18 protein-coding genes and 1 tRNA gene are annotated in these 17,458 nt (G+C 59.3%); 15 read left to right on the top strand and 4 right to left on the bottom strand.

Going from position 1 to position 17,458, the window contains the following annotated elements:
- Positions 1-255: 255 nt before the first annotated feature.
- The 5 genes from C4K40_RS25395 to C4K40_RS25375 are packed head-to-tail and all read left to right on the top strand — an operon-like array spanning position 256 to position 3,815.
- Positions 256-1,434, top strand: a complete 1,179-nt coding sequence (locus tag C4K40_RS25395; RefSeq protein ID WP_053131807.1) for a pyridoxal phosphate-dependent aminotransferase — start codon at positions 256-258, stop codon at positions 1,432-1,434.
- A complete protein-coding gene (locus C4K40_RS25390; protein WP_053131805.1) occupies positions 1,427-1,945 on the top strand; it encodes a DUF6190 family protein in 519 nt (172 codons plus the stop codon). Before C4K40_RS25395 ends, C4K40_RS25390 begins: the two co-directional genes overlap by 8 nt.
- Entirely contained in the window at positions 1,935-2,735 is an 801-nt protein-coding gene (locus tag C4K40_RS25385; protein WP_053132165.1) for a dihydrodipicolinate synthase family protein, read from the top strand. The genes C4K40_RS25390 and C4K40_RS25385 overlap by 11 nt, the downstream gene beginning before the upstream one ends.
- The gene (locus tag C4K40_RS25380) at positions 2,735-3,592 is read left to right on the top strand and encodes an iron-containing redox enzyme family protein (protein WP_053131802.1); all 858 of its coding nucleotides are present in this window, start codon (positions 2,735-2,737) and stop codon (positions 3,590-3,592) included. The genes C4K40_RS25385 and C4K40_RS25380 overlap by 1 nt, the downstream gene beginning before the upstream one ends.
- Complete coding sequence (locus tag C4K40_RS25375) at positions 3,576-3,815, top strand: Rieske 2Fe-2S domain-containing protein (protein ID WP_053131800.1); 240 nt, start codon at positions 3,576-3,578, stop codon at positions 3,813-3,815. Before C4K40_RS25380 ends, C4K40_RS25375 begins: the two co-directional genes overlap by 17 nt.
- A 296-nt stretch (positions 3,816-4,111) precedes the next feature.
- Here the strand turns inward: C4K40_RS25375 and C4K40_RS25370 are convergent, their stop codons facing one another.
- The 3 genes from C4K40_RS25370 to C4K40_RS25360 all read right to left on the bottom strand — a co-directional run bounded on the left by C4K40_RS25370 (position 4,112) and on the right by C4K40_RS25360 (position 6,504).
- Positions 4,112-5,161 (bottom strand): hypothetical protein, encoded by a 1,050-nt coding sequence (locus C4K40_RS25370; RefSeq protein WP_053131799.1) that lies wholly within the window; start codon positions 5,159-5,161, stop codon positions 4,112-4,114.
- A 7-nt stretch (positions 5,162-5,168) separates the two neighbouring features.
- Positions 5,169-5,852 carry a bifunctional 2-polyprenyl-6-hydroxyphenol methylase/3-demethylubiquinol 3-O-methyltransferase UbiG gene (locus C4K40_RS25365; protein WP_022640717.1) on the bottom strand — a complete coding sequence of 228 codons (684 nt, stop codon included), beginning with the start codon at positions 5,850-5,852 and terminating at the stop codon, positions 5,169-5,171.
- Between the two features lie 567 nt (positions 5,853-6,419).
- Positions 6,420-6,504, bottom strand: a tRNA-Leu gene (locus C4K40_RS25360).
- Positions 6,505-6,612: 108 nt separating this feature from the next.
- Between C4K40_RS25360 and queA the strand changes: the two genes are divergently transcribed.
- The 6 genes from queA to C4K40_RS25330 all read left to right on the top strand — a co-directional run bounded on the left by queA (position 6,613) and on the right by C4K40_RS25330 (position 12,716).
- On the top strand, positions 6,613-7,677 hold the full coding sequence (gene queA / locus C4K40_RS25355; protein WP_022640716.1) for a tRNA preQ1(34) S-adenosylmethionine ribosyltransferase-isomerase QueA: 1,065 nt from the start codon (positions 6,613-6,615) through the stop codon (positions 7,675-7,677).
- Positions 7,678-7,691: 14 nt separating this feature from the next.
- On the top strand, positions 7,692-8,807 hold the full coding sequence (gene tgt, locus C4K40_RS25350; protein WP_022640715.1) for a tRNA guanosine(34) transglycosylase Tgt: 1,116 nt from the start codon (positions 7,692-7,694) through the stop codon (positions 8,805-8,807).
- A gap of 46 nt (positions 8,808-8,853) precedes the next feature.
- Positions 8,854-9,192 carry a preprotein translocase subunit YajC gene (gene yajC, locus C4K40_RS25345; RefSeq protein WP_011063224.1) on the top strand — a complete coding sequence of 113 codons (339 nt, stop codon included), beginning with the start codon at positions 8,854-8,856 and terminating at the stop codon, positions 9,190-9,192.
- A gap of 61 nt (positions 9,193-9,253) precedes the next feature.
- Positions 9,254-11,122 (top strand): protein translocase subunit SecD, encoded by a 1,869-nt coding sequence (gene secD, locus C4K40_RS25340; protein ID WP_053131797.1) that lies wholly within the window; start codon positions 9,254-9,256, stop codon positions 11,120-11,122.
- A 9-nt stretch (positions 11,123-11,131) separates the two neighbouring features.
- The gene (gene secF, locus C4K40_RS25335) at positions 11,132-12,046 is read left to right on the top strand and encodes a protein translocase subunit SecF (RefSeq protein WP_022640713.1); all 915 of its coding nucleotides are present in this window, start codon (positions 11,132-11,134) and stop codon (positions 12,044-12,046) included.
- Positions 12,047-12,167: 121 nt separating this feature from the next.
- Entirely contained in the window at positions 12,168-12,716 is a 549-nt protein-coding gene (locus tag C4K40_RS25330) for a glycine zipper 2TM domain-containing protein (RefSeq protein ID WP_053131796.1), read from the top strand.
- Between the two features lie 87 nt (positions 12,717-12,803).
- On the opposite strand, the gene suhB is transcribed toward C4K40_RS25330, so the two are convergent.
- Positions 12,804-13,622: an inositol-phosphate phosphatase gene (gene suhB, locus C4K40_RS25325; RefSeq protein ID WP_007941397.1), complete on the bottom strand. Its 819-nt coding sequence runs from the start codon at positions 13,620-13,622 to the stop codon at positions 12,804-12,806.
- Positions 13,623-13,848: 226 nt separating this feature from the next.
- Between suhB and trmJ the strand changes: the two genes are divergently transcribed.
- The 4 genes from trmJ to C4K40_RS25305 all read left to right on the top strand — a co-directional run bounded on the left by trmJ (position 13,849) and on the right by C4K40_RS25305 (position 17,388).
- Positions 13,849-14,619, top strand: coding sequence for a tRNA (cytosine(32)/uridine(32)-2'-O)-methyltransferase TrmJ (gene trmJ, locus C4K40_RS25320; RefSeq protein ID WP_053131794.1), 771 nt, complete (start codon positions 13,849-13,851; stop codon positions 14,617-14,619).
- Positions 14,619-15,395, top strand: coding sequence for a serine O-acetyltransferase (gene cysE / locus C4K40_RS25315; RefSeq protein ID WP_022640708.1), 777 nt, complete (start codon positions 14,619-14,621; stop codon positions 15,393-15,395). The genes trmJ and cysE overlap by 1 nt, the downstream gene beginning before the upstream one ends.
- Before the next feature lie 236 nt (positions 15,396-15,631).
- Complete coding sequence (iscR, locus tag C4K40_RS25310) at positions 15,632-16,123, top strand: Fe-S cluster assembly transcriptional regulator IscR (RefSeq protein WP_011063217.1); 492 nt, start codon at positions 15,632-15,634, stop codon at positions 16,121-16,123.
- A gap of 50 nt (positions 16,124-16,173) precedes the next feature.
- Positions 16,174-17,388, top strand: a complete 1,215-nt coding sequence (locus C4K40_RS25305; RefSeq protein ID WP_022640706.1) for an IscS subfamily cysteine desulfurase — start codon at positions 16,174-16,176, stop codon at positions 17,386-17,388.
- Positions 17,389-17,458: the final 70 nt, after the last annotated feature.

Here is a 17,458-nt window from a genome sequence, read left to right as displayed (position 1 = left end):
GAGGAATAAAGACAGACCACCTTCATCCATCGCGCCGAGGCGCGGAAAGGATGAATTGCCTGTTTCGAGAAAGCAACTGTACCTAAGGTCAGTCTTCGCGGAAAGAATTAAACGCTCGTTTTTATAAGTGTCGATCTGCACTTAGGTACAGTTGTCGGCCTGTCGCGGAGCGATAAACATGGAGAGGATTTACCCGTGGTTTGATAACTACACCTATCCCGCAGGCGATTATTTAGCTCTTACAGGAATAATAATATGAGTGTCGTAATTACGCGTCAGGAAGTTAAGCAGGATATCACTCAGCATGAAATCTCTGCCCTGAAGACCCGTTTCAATCTTGCAGATGCCCATACTCACCAGGACCAGAGCGTAACCCAGCGCCAGATCGTCGAACGACTTCCGGAGCTGTGGTACCGCGCCCAGGGCCAGACCCAGTACCAGAGCGAACAGGAGTTCATCAAGGCGTTCTTCACCTTCCACGGCCAGGAGCACGCCCTCAAGCGCCACGACGAGATCTACCTGGTCTACGCCGCGTCGATTGCCATGCATATCACCGCGACCTACCTGCGCAAGCGCGACATGAGCGTTGGTTTGATCGAGCCGTGCTTCGACAACCTGCATGACCTGCTCAAGCACATGGAAGTACCGCTGTCGCCGCTCAACGAGTCGCTGTTCCATTCCCCGGAGCATGTCTACGCCAACCTCGAGACTGCAGCGGCCAAGGTCGACGCGATCTTCCTGGTGGACCCGAACAACCCTACCGGTTCGAGCCTGTTCGCCGAGGGCCCGGAAACCTTCATCGAGGTCGCGCGCTACTGCAAGGATCACGGCAAGCTGCTGATCCTCGACTTCTGCTTCGCCGCATTCATCAAGGCCTCCGGCGGTAGCCGCTATGACGCCTACGCGATCCTCGACGAGATCGGCACCCAGTACATCATCATGGAAGACACCGGCAAAACCTGGCCGCTGCAGGACGCCAAGTGCGCCACCATCATGTCGAGCAAGGGTATCAATGCCGATATCTACAGCATCGTCACCAGCGTGCTGCTGAACGTCTCGCCGTTCATCCTCAACGTGGTCACCCAGTACATCCTTGACAGCAGCGAAGATGGTTTCGAGTCGGTGCGCTCGGTGCTGGACATCAACCGCCAAGTGGCGCGCAAGCGTCTGGACGGAAGCTTCCTCAACTACCTGACGCCGATGGTCGACACTAGCGTGGCCTGGTTCGAAATCACTCGTGAGGGGGTTAGCGCCGATGACCTGCAGGCCTACCTGATGGACTACGACGTCTACGTGCTGCCGGGCAAGTACTTCTACTGGAGTCAGCCTGAAGCCGGGCAGAAGTACATCCGCCTGGCTCTGGCGCGCAAGCCGGAAGAGTTCCAGCAGGCGGTCGAGACCATCGCCCGGGCACTGGAGAAGTACAATGGCTGAGGCACTCTTGCCGGTGATCGATGCCACCGTCTTCATGGGCATGCATCACGCCGATCCGCAGTTGCGGGCCAAGTCGCTGGGGTTCTTCAGCCACTTCTATCAGCAGCAGGTGCAGATGAACTACGGCCAGATCGGCATCTGCGATGCCATCATCTGGAAGAAGAGCCGGCACCTGCAGGATGTCTACTACCCGTTCATGGACGTGCTGCACACCGACATGGACATCCAGCGCCAGGGCTACTGCAACGCTGTATTGCAGCGCGCCACCCGGGAGCCGGCATGGTCGCACCTGAGCGTCGAGAAGAAGTTGCTCGCCGCCCAGGTGGTGGAGTACGGCCAGCCGCTGTACACCCACGACCCGGAGCTGCGTGACCTGGCAGCCTTGCAACCCTATCTGCAGCCATTCCCCCAGCCGGCCTCCGGGCCGGCTTTCCCGGAATTCCTACAAGGGTTGTTCGAACAGTCGAAGGAAATGCTGATCGAGCAGGAGGATTTCCATGATGTCGGCTAAGAGCATTTTCGTGCCCCTGATCTCGCCACTGGACGAGCGGTCGCAGATCTGTGAAACCAGCGTGCGCCAGTTGCTGCATGGCTCGCAGCCCTATGTCGATGGCTACATCCCTTGCCTGACTTCAGGCGAGGGCTGGCGCCTGGGCCGGCGGGACTGGCAGCGCATGCTGGAACTGACCCTGGCCCACGCCCAGGACCGTACGGTGATCGCCGGCATCGAGCGTGGCACCACCGCCGAGGTCCTGGAATATGCCCGGTTGGCCCAGGAACTGGGGGCACACGGGGTGATGTTCACCTCGCCGTTCGCCAAAGGCACTACCCAGGAGGAGATCATCGAGCATTATCGTGCCGTCCATGACGCCACGTCGCTGGATATCTTCATCTACAACGAGTCCGCGCTGTCGGGGAACGAGAAGAGCTTCGAGACCCTGATGACCATCGCTCGCCTGCCGCGGGTGATCGGCATCAAGGATTCGCCGTCGCAGCCGCGAACCCAGCAGCAGATCCAGCAGTTGCGGGCCGAAGGCCTGGACTACTTCATCGGCTGGGAGATGTCCCTGGCGCGCGACCTGGAGTCCGATGGCAACGTGGTGTCCCTGGCCAACCTGGAACCGGCGTTGTGCCGCCTGGCCATAGGCGCGCGCCAGCAAGTGGTGGCGCAGTGGGTGGAGACACTCAATGGCTACTTCGATCTGGGGGCCGACGATTGGTACGCCCAGGTGAAAAAGGAACTCAAGGCCCGGGGTGTCATCACCACTGACCGGGTGCTGGCAGAAGAGGGAGCAGCGTGATGAACGATCTTCAGAAGGAACTGTTTCTGGCCAATCGTTCCTGCATCAAGCATCTCAAGCCGCTTGACCGCCGGATCGCCGAATTCGAGCACGATTGGATTTTCTCCACCATCGACAAGACCCTCACCGCCGAGGTGCCGCGCGACCTGGCCACCCTGCGCCAGAAGCTGGCCGACCTGGTGGAGCAGGATCGCAGCGAAGTACCACCCAGCGCGGTATATGTTGCCGAACAGATGACCCTCGATGAGTTCCGGATCCTGGTCCAGGAGTTCGCCCTCGATGGCCTGACCGAGGCCCAGGTGTTCTACCACCTGATGCCGCGGTTGAGCCTGGAGGCGCAGATGCCGATGCTGCGGATGATGATCGACGAGTTCGGCTCCGGGAATATCAAGCGCTCCCATACCACCTTGTACATGGATTTGCTCAAGGAACTGGAGATGCCCACCGACCTGCCGTTCTACATCGAGGCCAACTCCTCGGCAGGTTACTCATTCCCCAACATGTTCTGCTGGCTGACCATGCGCGCCGACGATCCTTCGTATTTCGCCGGGGTGATCACCTACTTCGAGACCGTGGTGCCGTTTTTCTTCGAGTGCTACACCGCGATCTGCGATCGCCTGAAGATCAAGGCCCACACCTATTACTCGGAGCATGTGCACATCGACGTGTACCACGCCATCGAAGGCCAGCGCCTGCTCAAGGCCATGGACGTGGCGGGGGACCTGGATCCGGTCAAGGCCTGGCAGGGCATCTGCATGGGCCGCGACATCACCAACGCGGCGTTCGACGCCGCCGTGGAAAAGGCCCAGCGTCTCAAGCATTTCAATCGGGAGAAGGCCGTTGAGCGAGCTATCTGAGTTCCATCGCCCCGGCACCTTCACCGTTGAGATCGACAACCAGCGGTACGAGGTGCCCCATACCTGTCCACACCGCGAGGGCTGGCTGGTCCACGGCAACATCAATGAGCAGCGCAAGAGCATTACCTGCCCCTTGCACTTCTCGGTGTTCAGCCTGGAAACCGGTGAGCAGCTCAGCGGTCCACCCTGCGGACGCCTGGAGGTCAAGCGCGTGACTTCCTGACGGAAGGCCGTTTCGCATCCGCTCATCTTGCCGCACGACTTTCGGGTCGTGCGGCAGTCGCGTTTGTAGAGTCGGAAAGGACCAGGAATTTTCTGGCGGTAAAACGACTTTGAGAGGCTTTCAGGACTGCTGTATGGCGATACCTTGGGCAAAGCTCAAACGGTGTCCACTCAAGTTGACGGACACCGTTGTTCCAAGCATCAGGCCAGAAAGCTTGGCTGGCCAGTTGCTCAGTCCCGACGGATGATCCTCAAGTACGCACAAGTCGCAATGACGCTTCTGGAAAGCAAGATCACTTACCCCTGCTTTATCTTGATCGTCACTTGTAACCCCAGTGGGCCGGGCCTGTCGCAGATCAATGTCATGCCATCGATGGAATGAGTCTCCAGCAATTGAAGCAATTGTGTCGGGCGTAGACCCACTCGCACATGCGCTAACAATTCACGAGTATGGCGAGACAGGGCTTGCAGTATGGCCGCAGGGGCATCGACCTGCAGGTTCAGCCATTTACGTGGGGCCGCGGTATCTGGCAAATCGAATCCATCGAGGCTTGTTTGGAGCAACTCCCCATCCTTGGTTTGGATGGAGGAAGCAGCAGGCGAAATCCCCAGTCCCTGTAGCAGGAACTTAAGCTTGGTAGCTTCACTGCTAGCACTAACGGTAGTCATGGCTGAGAACGCGTAGTTGATACGATTGCTCGGGGACTGCAGTATCACTTGCTCAAGGAAGGCAGTGCGTTTTGGCGCAATTTCCCAGACCAGGGTGTCTGTCGCATCGGTGGGCTGCAAGGACTGCCTTTGAGCGATTGTCTGATAAAAAGGGTGCTCGCACAGTGGCTGCATGATCTCGGATAGTCGCGTGGCTAATCCGGTATCAAGAAAGCTCAAATAGGCTTCAAACGTTTGGTTGGACTTCGCGTCAGGCCAACGTCCGCGATAAGCCTTGAGCGCATCGCTGGCTATTGGATCGAACGCTTGCGGTAGGATCATTGGTCCAAGGTCACGGGACTGTCCGGTATGGCTCAACATAGCGGCATAGTCCGTCAGCAACTCACCTTGGTCGACCCACTGAATGCCATGCTCACGCCCACGGCGCTGCCAAAGATTGCGTTGCTGTTCATCATGAGAGAACAACATGGCTGTCGTCTGTCCCGGGACACATTGGGCCAGAAAATCCTCCGTGGTCATCAACTTGATGCCATCAACGGCATCAATGAGTACCTTGTCATGCACCAGTGCCACCGGCTCCCAGGGAAAACTCCGATCTTGCAAGGCGCGCTTGAAGGGGACTGAGCGCGGCGAACTGTAGTCCCAGCCGATAAAGTAGAGCTTTTTACGAACAGTCATGCCGGGCTCACTGTGGTTTTTGAAAATAAAAGGTTTGTGTATCGCCGATACGGCCTGTTTCCAAAGCTCCGCTATGTGGACTGAAGTAATTGCCCGAGACAACCTTCCCAGCAGGGTTGACCAGCGTGCAGTCGGCTCCCAGCCACGTGATCAAGTTCAGTCCATGGCGTTCTCCCAAGCTCATGAGCTCCTCAACGGTGTAATGCTTGTAGTGCCACGCGTAGGGATTCTTGAGCAGATCTATGACCTGTGAGTTGGGCGCAGAGATAATCAATCGACCACCAGGCTTCAATGCATGGACCAACAATCCAAAAAACGCTTCACCTTGCTCGACGTGTTCAATGGACTCTATCGACACAATGAAATCGAAATGATTGGCCGGCAATGAGAACGGAAAAAATTTCTGGCTGAACAGTACATTCATATCCACATAACTGCGGTTGGCCAGATTAATTGATTCTGCCGATCCATCGATACCGTGTATGAAGCACGGCAAAGATTGCGCTAGCAGATGAGTGCCGTAGCCATTACCGCAAAAAATATCGGCACCAACTAGCGGCCCTGGTAAATCGGCGAGGGCCTCGCATGCGAATGCATAACGGGCGATGGCATCGGGTGGAAGGGCATCTACGTGCAGGGCGGTGAGTCGTTCACCGCTGTCCAAGCCAAAATCTCTATCAAGCAACCCCATAAACACCTCGACACTAAGTGCCCGGACTCCAGGCACCTTGGATAAATGATTCCTACTTGAACACCCAGTTGGCTGCGGGGCTTCAGTGCTTCATCAAAACTGGTAACAGGTCACTGCTTGTACAAGCTTCGATCTACCGTCGTCTTGACCGTTGAGCCACCGTCTCGTACCCAGCGTTTTGCGTGAGGACTGCTCGATTGAGCCTGAGCGCACAACCTGTGGCGGCCGTTGCTTGTCGCTCTATCGTCACTCGCGAAAATGCGTGGTTTTTTGGCAAGCGGATAGTGCTGCAGCGGTATCGACAGGTCAAATTTGAAATAGTCGGTCAATGTCAGGTTCTATCTGGGCGCGTTCGGATGACGTGCCAAGTGCACCTGGTCCGAAGATGTTCATGGCGCCTCTCATCGCGCCACTACCCTGATCCTGATGATGGGCGTGTTTGACCGAAATGTTCGGAGCATTACTTGAGATGTAGACAGAGGGAGGAGAGCAGGCACAAAAAAACCGGCCAAGTGGCCGGTTTCTCTGGGTCTGAGAGGCTGGTAGAGACTCTCAGATACTGCTATGTGGTGCCCCGAGGGAGACTCGAACTCCCACTCCTTTCGAAAACGGATTTTGAATCCGCCGCGTCTACCAATTCCGCCATCAGGGCTCAATGGCGGCGAAGTATAGAGAGGCGGATACCGTTGGTCAATCGGCTTTCATGGTCAATTTTTGCTGATTCCGCTAAACTTTCCGGCCCTGCTAGACGAACCCCATCATGCGCGTTGCTGACTTTACTTTCGAGCTTCCCGATTCGCTGATCGCCCGCCACCCGTTGGCCGAGCGTCGCGGTAGTCGCCTGCTGACCCTGGATGGGCCAAGCGGCGCCCTGGCCCACCGTCAATTCACCGATTTGCTCGAGCATCTGCGCCCGGGCGATCTGATGGTGTTCAACAATACCCGGGTGATCCCGGCACGCCTGTTTGGCCAGAAGGCTTCCGGCGGCAAGCTGGAGATCCTCGTCGAGCGGGTGCTGGACAGCCACCGTGTGCTGGCCCACGTGCGCTCCAGCAAGTCGCCCAAGCCGGGTTCGACGATCCTGGTCGACGGTGGTGGCGAGGCGCGTATGTTGGCTCGCCACGACACCTTGTTCGAGCTGGAATTCACCGAGGAGGTGTTGCCGCTGCTGGACCGGGTCGGACATATGCCGCTGCCTCCTTATATAGACCGTCCGGATGAAGGCGCAGACCGCGAGCGTTATCAGACGGTCTATGCCCAGCGCCTGGGTGCGGTGGCGGCGCCGACCGCAGGGCTGCACTTCGACCAGCCGCTGCTGCAAGCCATCGCCGCCAAGGGCGTGGAGACCGCCTTCGTGACCCTGCATGTGGGGGCTGGGACCTTCCAGCCGGTGCGGGTGGAGCGCATCGAAGATCACCATATGCATCACGAATGGCTGGAAGTCGGCCAGGACGTGGTGGATGCCGTGGCCGCATGCCGGGCCCGTGGCGGTCGGGTGGTCGCGGTAGGCACCACCAGCGTGCGTTCCCTGGAAAGCGCTGCCCGTGATGGCGTGCTCAAGCCGTTTAGCGGCGACACCGATATCTTCATCTACCCGGGCCGGCCGTTCCATGTGGTCGATGCCCTGGTGACCAATTTCCACCTGCCGGAATCCACGCTGTTGATGCTGGTTTCGGCCTTCGCCGGTTATCCCGAGACGATGGCTGCCTATCGTGCGGCGGTCGAGCATGGATACCGCTTCTTCAGCTACGGTGATGCGATGTTCATCACCCGTAATCCTGCGCCAACCGCTCCCAAGGACCTGGCCCCCGAGGAAACTGTATGAGTCGCACCTGTCGTATGTCCTTCGAGCTCCTGGCCACTGATGGCAAGGCGCGTCGCGGTCGCCTGACCTTCCCCCGCGGTACGGTGGAAACCCCGGCCTTCATGCCGGTGGGTACCTATGGCACGGTCAAGGGCATGCTGCCGCGGGATATCGAGGCCATCGGCGCCGAGATCATCCTGGGCAATACCTTCCACCTGTGGCTGCGTCCGGGCACCGAAGTGATCAAGGCCCACGGCGACCTGCATGACTTCATGCAGTGGAAAGGGCCGATCCTTACCGACTCCGGTGGCTTCCAGGTGTTCAGCCTGGGCGCCATGCGCAAGATCAAGGAAGAGGGCGTGACCTTCGCCTCGCCGGTGGACGGCGCCAAGGTGTTCATGGGGCCGGAAGAGTCGATGCAGGTGCAGCGTGACCTGGGTTCGGACATCGTGATGATCTTCGACGAATGCACGCCGTACCCGGCTGACGAGGACGTGGCGCGGATCTCCATGGAGCTGTCCCTGCGTTGGGCGCAGCGCTCGAAGAACGCCCACGGCGACAACACTGCGGCGCTGTTCGGCATCGTCCAGGGCGGCATGCACCAGGACCTGCGCATGCGCTCCCTGGAAGGCCTGGACAAGATCGGCTTCGACGGCCTGGCCATCGGCGGCCTGTCGGTGGGCGAGCCCAAGCATGAAATGATCAAGGTTCTGGACTACCTGCCAGGCCAGATGCCAGCCGACAAACCTCGTTACCTTATGGGAGTTGGCAAGCCGGAAGATCTGGTTGAGGGTGTGCGCCGCGGTGTGGACATGTTCGATTGCGTGATGCCAACCCGCAATGCCCGCAATGGGCATCTGTTCATCGACACCGGCGTGCTGAAGATCCGTAACGCGTTCCATCGCCATGATGATTCGCCCCTGGATCCAACCTGTGATTGCTATACCTGCCAGAACTTCTCCCGTGCCTATCTGCACCACTTGGACAAGTGCGGGGAAATGCTCGGAAGTATGCTCAATACCATCCATAATTTGCGCCATTACCAGCGCCTTATGGCTGGTTTGCGCGAGGCTATTCAACAAGGTACATTGGCCGCCTTTGTCGATTCCTTCTATGCCAAGCGCGGATTGCCCGTGCCGCCTTTGGATTGATTTCCAGAAGCGTCAGATACTAATTTTGCAACTATCGGAGTGCTAAATGAGCTTTTTGATCCCTGCCGCGTACGCGGATGCTGCCGCACCTGCTGCTGCCGGCCCTGCTGGCACTGGTTTCGAGTGGATTTTTCTGGTGGGTTTCCTGGTCATCTTCTATCTGATGATCTGGCGTCCACAGGCCAAGCGCGCCAAAGAGCAGAAGAACCTGCTGGGCAGCTTGCAGAAAGGCGATGAAGTTGTGACCACCGGTGGTATCGCCGGCAAGATCAACAAAGTGACCGACGATTTCGTGGTTCTGGAAGTGTCGGACTCGGTTGAGCTGAAGTTCCAGAAGGGCGCGATCGCGGCCACGCTGCCAAAAGGCACGCTGAAAGCGATCTAAGTTTCATCTTTTACCAATCGACGGGGCGCGCAAGGCGCCCCGCGTCATAACGGGCGGCGTGATGCTGAACAAATATCCTCTATGGAAGTACCTACTGATCCTGGCGGTGCTGGCGATCGGTTTTATTTATTCCGCTCCCAATCTATACCCTGATGACCCGGCCATTCAGGTCAGCGGTGCGAGCACTGCGCTGCAGGTCACTCAGGCGGATCTGGATCGTGCGAGCAAGGCGCTCACCGACGCCGGCATCAACGTCAAGGCTTCTTCCGTTGCCGCCAACGGCAAGGGCGGCCTGCTGCGCTTGATCAACAAGGAAGACCAGCTCCCGGCCAAGGATGTAGTGCGCAAGGCGCTGGGCGATGATTTCGTGGTGGCGTTGAACCTGGCGCAAACCACTCCGCAGTGGCTGCGCAATCTGGGCGCGCACCCGATGAAACTGGGTCTGGACCTTTCCGGTGGTGTGCACTTCCTGTTGGAAGTGGATATGGAGAAAGCCCTCGACGCGCGCCTGAAAGTCTATGAAGGCGACGTCAAGAGCCTGCTGCGCAAAGAGCGCCTGCGCTATCGCAGCCTGCCGCAGCTCAATGGCGCCATCCAGCTGGGCTTCAGCGACGAAGACAGCCGTGAACAGGCTCGTGCGCTGATCCGCAAGAATTTCAATGATTTCGACATCGTGCCAGCCGACCTCAACGGTCAGGCGGTGCTGCGTCTGGCGATGACCCCGGCCAAGCTGGCGGAAATCCGCGAATACTCCATCAAGCAGAACTTGACCACTGTACGTAATCGGGTCAACGAACTGGGCGTGGCCGAGCCTCTGGTCCAGCGCCAGGGCGCGAACCGGATCGTGGTCGAGTTGCCAGGCGTGCAAGACACCGCCGAAGCCAAGCGGATCCTGGGCAAGACGGCCAACCTCGAGTTCCGCCTGGCCGCCGAGCCGGGTGCCACCAAGGCTACTTCCGAGTCCTTCGAGTTCCGTGAGGGCAACCGCCCTCCTGCGCTGATCGAGCGGGGCCTGATCATCACTGGTGACCAGGTGACCGATGCCCAGGCTAGCTACGACGAACACGGTCGTCCGCAGGTGAACATCAAGCTTGATGGCCATGGCGGCGAGCTGATGAACCGTTCGACCCGCAACAACGTCGGCCGTGGCATGGCGGTGATCTTCATCGAGCAGAAGCCGATCACCACCTACACCAAGCAAGTGGTGGATGGCGTCGAGAAAGACGTGCCGGTGCAGTCGTTCAAGGAAGAGAAGAAGATCATCAGCCTGGCGACCATCCAGTCGCCACTGGGCAGCCAGTTCCGCATCACTGGCCTGAACGGCCAGGGCGAGTCCTCGGAACTGGCGCTGTTGCTGCGTGCCGGTGGTCTGGCGGCGCCGATGTACTTCGCCGAAGAGCGCACAATCGGTCCTAGCCTGGGTGCCGACAACATCACCAAGGGTATCGATGCCTCGTTGTGGGGCATGCTGTTCGTATCGCTGTTCATCATCGCCATCTATCGCTTCTTCGGCTTGATCGCCACTGTGGCGCTGGCGTTGAACATGGTGCTGCTGCTGGCCCTGATGTCCCTGCTGGGGGCGACGCTGACCCTGCCGGGTATCGCCGGTATCGTACTGACCATGGGTATGGCGGTGGACGCCAACGTGCTGATCTTCTCGCGGATACGTGAGGAAATCGCCGCTGGCATGACCGTGCAACGGGCGATCAACGAAGGCTTCGGCCGGGCATTCACGGCGATCCTGGACTCCAACCTGACCACATTGCTGGTGGGTGGCATCCTTTTCGCCATGGGTACCGGTCCGGTCAAGGGCTTTGCGGTGACCATGTCCCTCGGGATCTTTACCTCGATGTTCACGGCCATCTGGCTGACCCGTGCGATGGTCAACCTGATCTTCGGCGGTCGTGACTTCAAGAAGTTGTGGATTTAAGGGGCTGCCATGTTACGTACTATCAACTTCATGGGCGTGCGCAACGTTGCGTTCGGCCTGACCGTGCTCCTGACCGTTCTGGCGTTGTTCAGCTGGTTCCACAAGGGCTTGAACTATGGCCTGGACTTCACCGGCGGTACGCTCATCGAGCTGACCTACGAGCGTCCGGCGGATGTGATGAAGGTGCGTTCGCAGTTGAACGACGCCGGTTATCACGAGGCGATCGTGCAGAGCTTCGGCGCGACCACCGACCTGCTGGTGCGGATGCCGGGCGAAGACCCGCAACTGGGCCACCAGGTGGCAGCTGCACTGCAGAAGGTTGGCGGTGACAACCCGGCGCAGGTCAAACGCGTCGAGTTCGTCGGTCCCCAGGTGGGTGAAGAGCTGCGTGACCAGGGCGGCCTCGGCATGCTCATGGCTCTGGGTGGCATCCTCATCTACCTGGCTTTCCGCTTCCAGTGGAAGTTCGCGGTCGGTGCGATTGTCTCGCTGATCCACGACGTAGTGGTGACTGTGGGTATCCTGTCGTTTTTCCAGATCACCTTCGACCTGACGGTGCTGGCGGCGGTACTGGCGATCATCGGCTACTCGCTCAATGACACCATCGTGGTATTCGACCGGGTGCGCGAGAACTTCCGTGTGCTGCGCAAGGCCAGCCTGATCGAAAACATCAACATCTCGACCACCCAGACCCTGTTGCGGACCATGGCGACCTCGATCTCCACCTTGCTGGCGATCATTGCCCTGTTGTTCTTCGGCGGCGATAACCTGCACGGCTTCTCCATTGCCCTGTTCGTCGGCGTGTTGGCGGGTACCTACTCGTCGATCTATATCGCCAACGTGGTGCTGATCTGGCTGAAACTGAGCAGCGAGGACCTGATCCCCGCAGCCAATACCGACAAGGAAGTGGACGACCGTCCGTGACGGCCTGACCCCTTCCAGTTGTCAGCTAAAAAGGCGCGAGTGTTGAACTCGCGCTTTTTTTTTTGCTCCAAGGCTGGGAGAAGCGCGGGTTATGACCCGTATGTATGGTCAGGAGGTTCACGTGAACAAGTCGTTGCTGGTTGGTGCGGTATTGGGTGCTGTCGGTGTCACTGCCGGGGGTGCTGTGGCCACCTACAGCCTGGTTAAAAGCGGCCCTGAGTATGCGCAAGTATTGGCGGTGCAGCCGGTCAAGCAACAGATCAAGACTCCTCGTGAAGTCTGCAAGGATGTTGCCGTGACCCGGCAGCGTCCGGTCAAGGACGAGCATCAGATCCTGGGTACCGTGGCCGGTGCGGTAGGCGGCGGCTTGCTGGGTAGCATGATTGGCGGCGGTAATGGTCGCAAGATCGCTACTGTAGCTGGTGCCGTGGGCGGTGGTTATGCGGGTAACAAGGTGCAGGAGGGCATGCAGGAGCGTGACACCTACACCACGACACAAACTCGCTGCAATACGATCAATGACATTAGCGAGAAGGTTGTGGGTTATGACGTGAAGTACGATCTGGGGGGCAAGCAGGGCCAGGTACGAATGGATCGCGATCCGGGTAACCAGATCCCTGTGGACAAAGATGGTCGGCTGATCCTGGGGCAGAACCAGCCCGGCCAATAATGCTTTGCGCATGAGTCGGCGGCTGCCGATGGCGCGAATCGCAGGTATAAAAAAGCACCCCGCGGGGTGCTTTTTCATGCCTGCTGCTTAGCGTTTCAACGACGCTGGCAGGTGTGGCTGGATGGCAGTCAGCACGGCCTTGAAGCACTTGGTGTTACCGGCTACCACGTGGCCTTTTTCCAGGAAGTCATGGCCGCCGGTGAAGTCGCTCACCAAGCCACCAGCTTCCTGGATCAGCAGGGCGCCTGCCGCCATGTCCCATTCGGATAGGCCCGACTCCCAGAAGGCATCGAAGCGACCGGCGGCAACATAGGCCAGGTCCAGGCTGGCGGAGCCGGCGCGGCGAATGCCGGCGGTTTGGCCAACCAGAGCGCGGAACATGCCCAGGTAGTTGTCCAGGTTGTCCATCTGGTCGTCGCGGAATGGGAAGCCGGTGCCCAGCAGGGCTCCGTCGAGGCTGGTGCGGCCGCTGACCCGCAGGCGCCGACCGTTGAGTTGGGCGCCACGACCGCGGCTGGCGGTGAATTCTTCCTGGCGAACCGGATCCAGGACCACGGCATGTTCCAGGCGACCACGGTATTTGCAGGCGATGCTTACAGCGAAGTGGGGGATGCCACGCAGGAAGTTGGTGGTGCCATCCAGCGGATCGATGATCCACAGGTACTCTTCACCTTCGATCCCGGTGCCGGCATGCAGGCCGGTTTCTTCGCCCATGATCGAGTGATTCGGGTAAGCCTTGCGCAGCGCGTCGATGATCTTCTGTTCAGCGGCGCGATCGACTTCGGACACGTAGTCCTTGGCGTCTTTTTCATCGACCTTGATGGTATCCAGGCGCTCGATGGAGCGGAAAATCAGTTCACTGGCGCTGCGGGCGGCGCGCAGCGCGATATTCAGCATTGGCTGCATGGATAGGTCACCTAAGGTTGTTAAAGAAAGCCGAGCATTCTAGCAGAAAACTTTTGCAGATGAAGTTCGGAGTTCGCTTTGATTGCATCTGCCCGCTGTGTGGCGCTTGTGGGTGGTCCTGGATTGCTAGTGAGTTGCCGGGAGTGGCGGGTGGTTATTTTTAAGGCAACAGCGCGGCCCGTTCTGTAAGATTTGTTCCCCTTTCCCGTGTCCGAGGGCGCTTCCCTTGCTGCAGAACATTCGTGTCGTCCTGGTCAATACCAGTCATCCCGGCAATATCGGTGGGGCTGCACGCGCCATGAAGAACATGGGGCTGTCGCGCCTGATGCTGGTGGAGCCCCGGGTATTTCCTTCTCCTGAGGCGGATGCGCGGGCATCCGGTGCCACCGATATCCTGGAGGGCGCCCAGGTGGTCGCCACGCTCGAAGAGGCCTTGGTCGGTTGTACCCTGGTGTTCGGTACCAGTGCCCGTGAGCGGAGCATCCCCTGGCCATTGCTCGATCCTCGCGAGTCGGGGGTAAAAGTCGTGGAGCAGGCGGGGCAGGGGGCACAGATCGCCCTGGTGTTCGGTCGTGAAGATTCCGGTCTGACCAACGACGAGCTGCAGCGATGTCATTTTCACGTGCATATCCCGTCGGATCCGGCGTTCAGTTCGCTGAACCTGGCAACGGCGGTGCAGGTGCTGACCTATGAAGTGCGCATGTCCTGGTTGGCGGTGCAAGGACAGTCGGGCGCGGCGCGCAAGGATGAAGCGGTGTCGTCCAGTGATGAGCTGGCGACCATGGATGAGCTGGAGCGATTCTACGAGCACCTGCAGCAGGCGCTGGTGGAAATCGACTTCCTCGATCCGCAAAAGCCCCGGCACTTGATGGCGCGCCTGCGTCGGCTATACGGTCGTAGCTCGGTGACTCGAGCGGAAATGAACATATTGCGCGGCATCCTCACGGAAACCCAGAAAGCGGCCCGTGGGGAGCTGCAGAAGCGGAAGGATCAGTGATGTTCGAGCGTCTGCGTGAAGATATCCAGAGCGTATTCCATCGTGACCCGGCGGCGCGCAACGCCTTCGAGGTGCTGACCTGCTATCCGGGCATGCATGCGATCTGGATTCATCGTTTGTCCGGTGCCTTGTGGGGCATGGGTTGGAAGTGGTTGGCGCGCCTGGTGTCGAACTTTGGGCGCTGGCTGACCGGGATCGAGATTCATCCTGGGGCCAAGGTGGGTCGCCGTTTCTTCATCGATCACGGCATGGGTATCGTCATCGGCGAAACGGCCGAGATTGGCGATGATGTAACGCTCTATCAGGGGGTGACCCTGGGTGGTACCAGCTGGAACAAGGGCAAGCGCCATCCGACCCTGGAGGATGGCGTGGTGGTCGGGGCGGGCGCCAAGGTGCTCGGGCCGTTCACGGTCGGTGCGGGCGCCAAGGTCGGCTCCAATGCGGTGGTGACCAAGGAAGTGCCGGCAGGGGCGACGGTGGTGGGGATCCCGGGGCGGATCATCATGAAGTCCAGCGACGAGCAGCAAGCCAAGCGCAAGGCCATGGCGGAAAAGCTCGGGTTCGATGCTTATGGCGTCAGTGAGGACATGCCCGACCCGGTGGCGCGTGCCATTGGCCAGTTGCTCGATCACCTGCAGGCGGTCGATGGTCGTCTGGAAGGGATTTGCGGTGCGCTGAAGGACCTGGGTAGCGACTATTGCGCCAAGGACTTGCCTGCGCTGCGCGAGGAAGACTTCGCCGGCGTCAAGGACAAGAGCGACAGCCGGGTCGGCTGAATGCCGGCGTCTCGGTTCCTCAGGGGCCGAGGCGCTCGCAAATAAAGGGCGCGTTGGCCGGAAACGGACCCGTAGGTCGGTTGTTGCCATCCGCTGTGCCATTACGTCGCAGACTTTGCTATGATTCGCGCGCTCTTTTGCGGGTAAACCCGACTAAAGTAGTTGGTCTTATAGTTGACTCGATTACTCGGGTATTGCATACTCGCCTCCATTCCGAAACTCCGTGGTACTTGTCCATGCGACTGACTACTAAAGGCCGATATGCGGTGACCGCCATGCTTGACCTGGCGTTGCACGCGCAACATGGCCCGGTCTCCCTGGCCGATATCTCTGAGCGCCAAGGCATCTCCCTGTCCTATCTCGAACAGCTTTTCGCCAAGTTGCGCCGTAGCAACCTGGTATCCAGCGTCCGGGGGCCCGGTGGCGGCTATCAGCTGTCACGCGATATGCAGGGGATCCAGGTAGCCCAGGTGATCGATGCGGTGAACGAATCGGTCGATGCGACCAAATGCCAGGGATTGGGCGATTGCCATGCCGGTGACACCTGTCTGACCCATCACCTGTGGTGCGATCTGAGCCTGCAGATTCACGAATTTCTGAGCGGTATCAGCTTGGCCGACCTTGTAACTCGCCGTGAGGTGCAAGAAGTGGCCCAGCGACAGGACCAGCGCCGTTGTAATGGCAAGGCGCCGCGCCTGGACAAGATTGAAGCGTCCGCCGTCGAATGACAGCCGAAGAGCTAGCGGCACGCCAGCCAGCCTGATTTAGGAGAGAGTCCATGAAATTGCCGATTTACCTTGATTACTCAGCGACCACGCCGGTCGATCCGCGCGTAGCGCAAAAGATGAGTGAATGCCTGCTGGTCGACGGGAACTTCGGTAACCCGGCCTCCCGCTCCCACGTGTTCGGCTGGAAAGCCGAGGAGTCGGTGGAAAACGCCCGTCGCCAAGTGGCTGACCTGGTCAACGCCGACCCGCGTGAAATCGTCTGGACTTCCGGTGCCACCGAGTCCGACAACCTGGCTATCAAGGGTGTCGCGCATTTCTACCACACCAAGGGCAAGCACCTGATCACCTCGAAGATCGAGCACAAGGCTGTCCTGGACACCATGCGCCAACTCGAGCGCGAAGGCTTCGAAGTGACCTACATCGAGCCGGGTGAAGACGGCCTGATCACTCCGGCCATGGTGGAAGCCGCTCTGCGTGACGACACCATCCTGGTTTCGATCATGCATGTGAACAACGAGATCGGTACCATCAACGACATCGCCGCCATCGGCGAGCTGACCCGTTCCAAGGGCATCCTGTTCCACGTCGACGGCGCCCAGTCCACCGGCAAGGTCGAGATCGACCTGCAGGCACTGAAGGTCGACCTTATGTCGTTCTCTGCCCACAAGACCTACGGTCCCAAGGGGATCGGCGCGCTGTACGTGAGCCGCAAGCCACGTGTTCGCCTGGAAGCCACCATGCACGGTGGTGGTCATGAGCGCGGCATGCGTTCCGGGACCCTGGCTACCCACCAGATCGTAGGCATGGGTGAAGCCTTCCGCGTCGCCAAGGAAGACATGGCGGCCGAGAACGCTCGCATCCAGGCCCTGAGCGACCGTTTCTACAAGCAGGTCGAGCACCTGGAAGAGCTGTACGTCAACGGCAGCATGACTGCCCGTGTGCCGCACAACCTGAACCTGAGCTTCAACTACGTCGAAGGCGAGTCGCTGATCATGGCGCTCAAGGACCTGGCAGTGTCGTCCGGTTCGGCCTGTACTTCGGCTTCCCTGGAGCCTTCGTACGTGCTGCGTGCCCTGGGCCGTAACGACGAGCTGGCGCACAGCTCGATCCGCTTCACCTTCGGCCGCTTCACCACCGAAGAAGAGATCGACTACGCCGCACAGAAAGTCTGCGAGGCCGTTACCAAGCTGCGCGCCCTGTCGCCGCTGTGGGACATGTACAAAGATGGCGTCGATATCTCGAAGATCGAGTGGGCGGCACACTGAATTTAAGTCGCCGCACAGGGTTCTGCAGGACGTATCGACAAGGCGGTTTGTGGAACCCCAGAGCGACTCT

This window comes from Pseudomonas sp. CMR5c, assembly GCF_003850545.1.
In the GTDB taxonomy this organism is placed as follows: Bacteria; Pseudomonadota; Gammaproteobacteria; order Pseudomonadales; family Pseudomonadaceae; genus Aquipseudomonas; species Aquipseudomonas piscis.
This window is presented reverse-complemented; position numbering and strand designations above follow the sequence as displayed.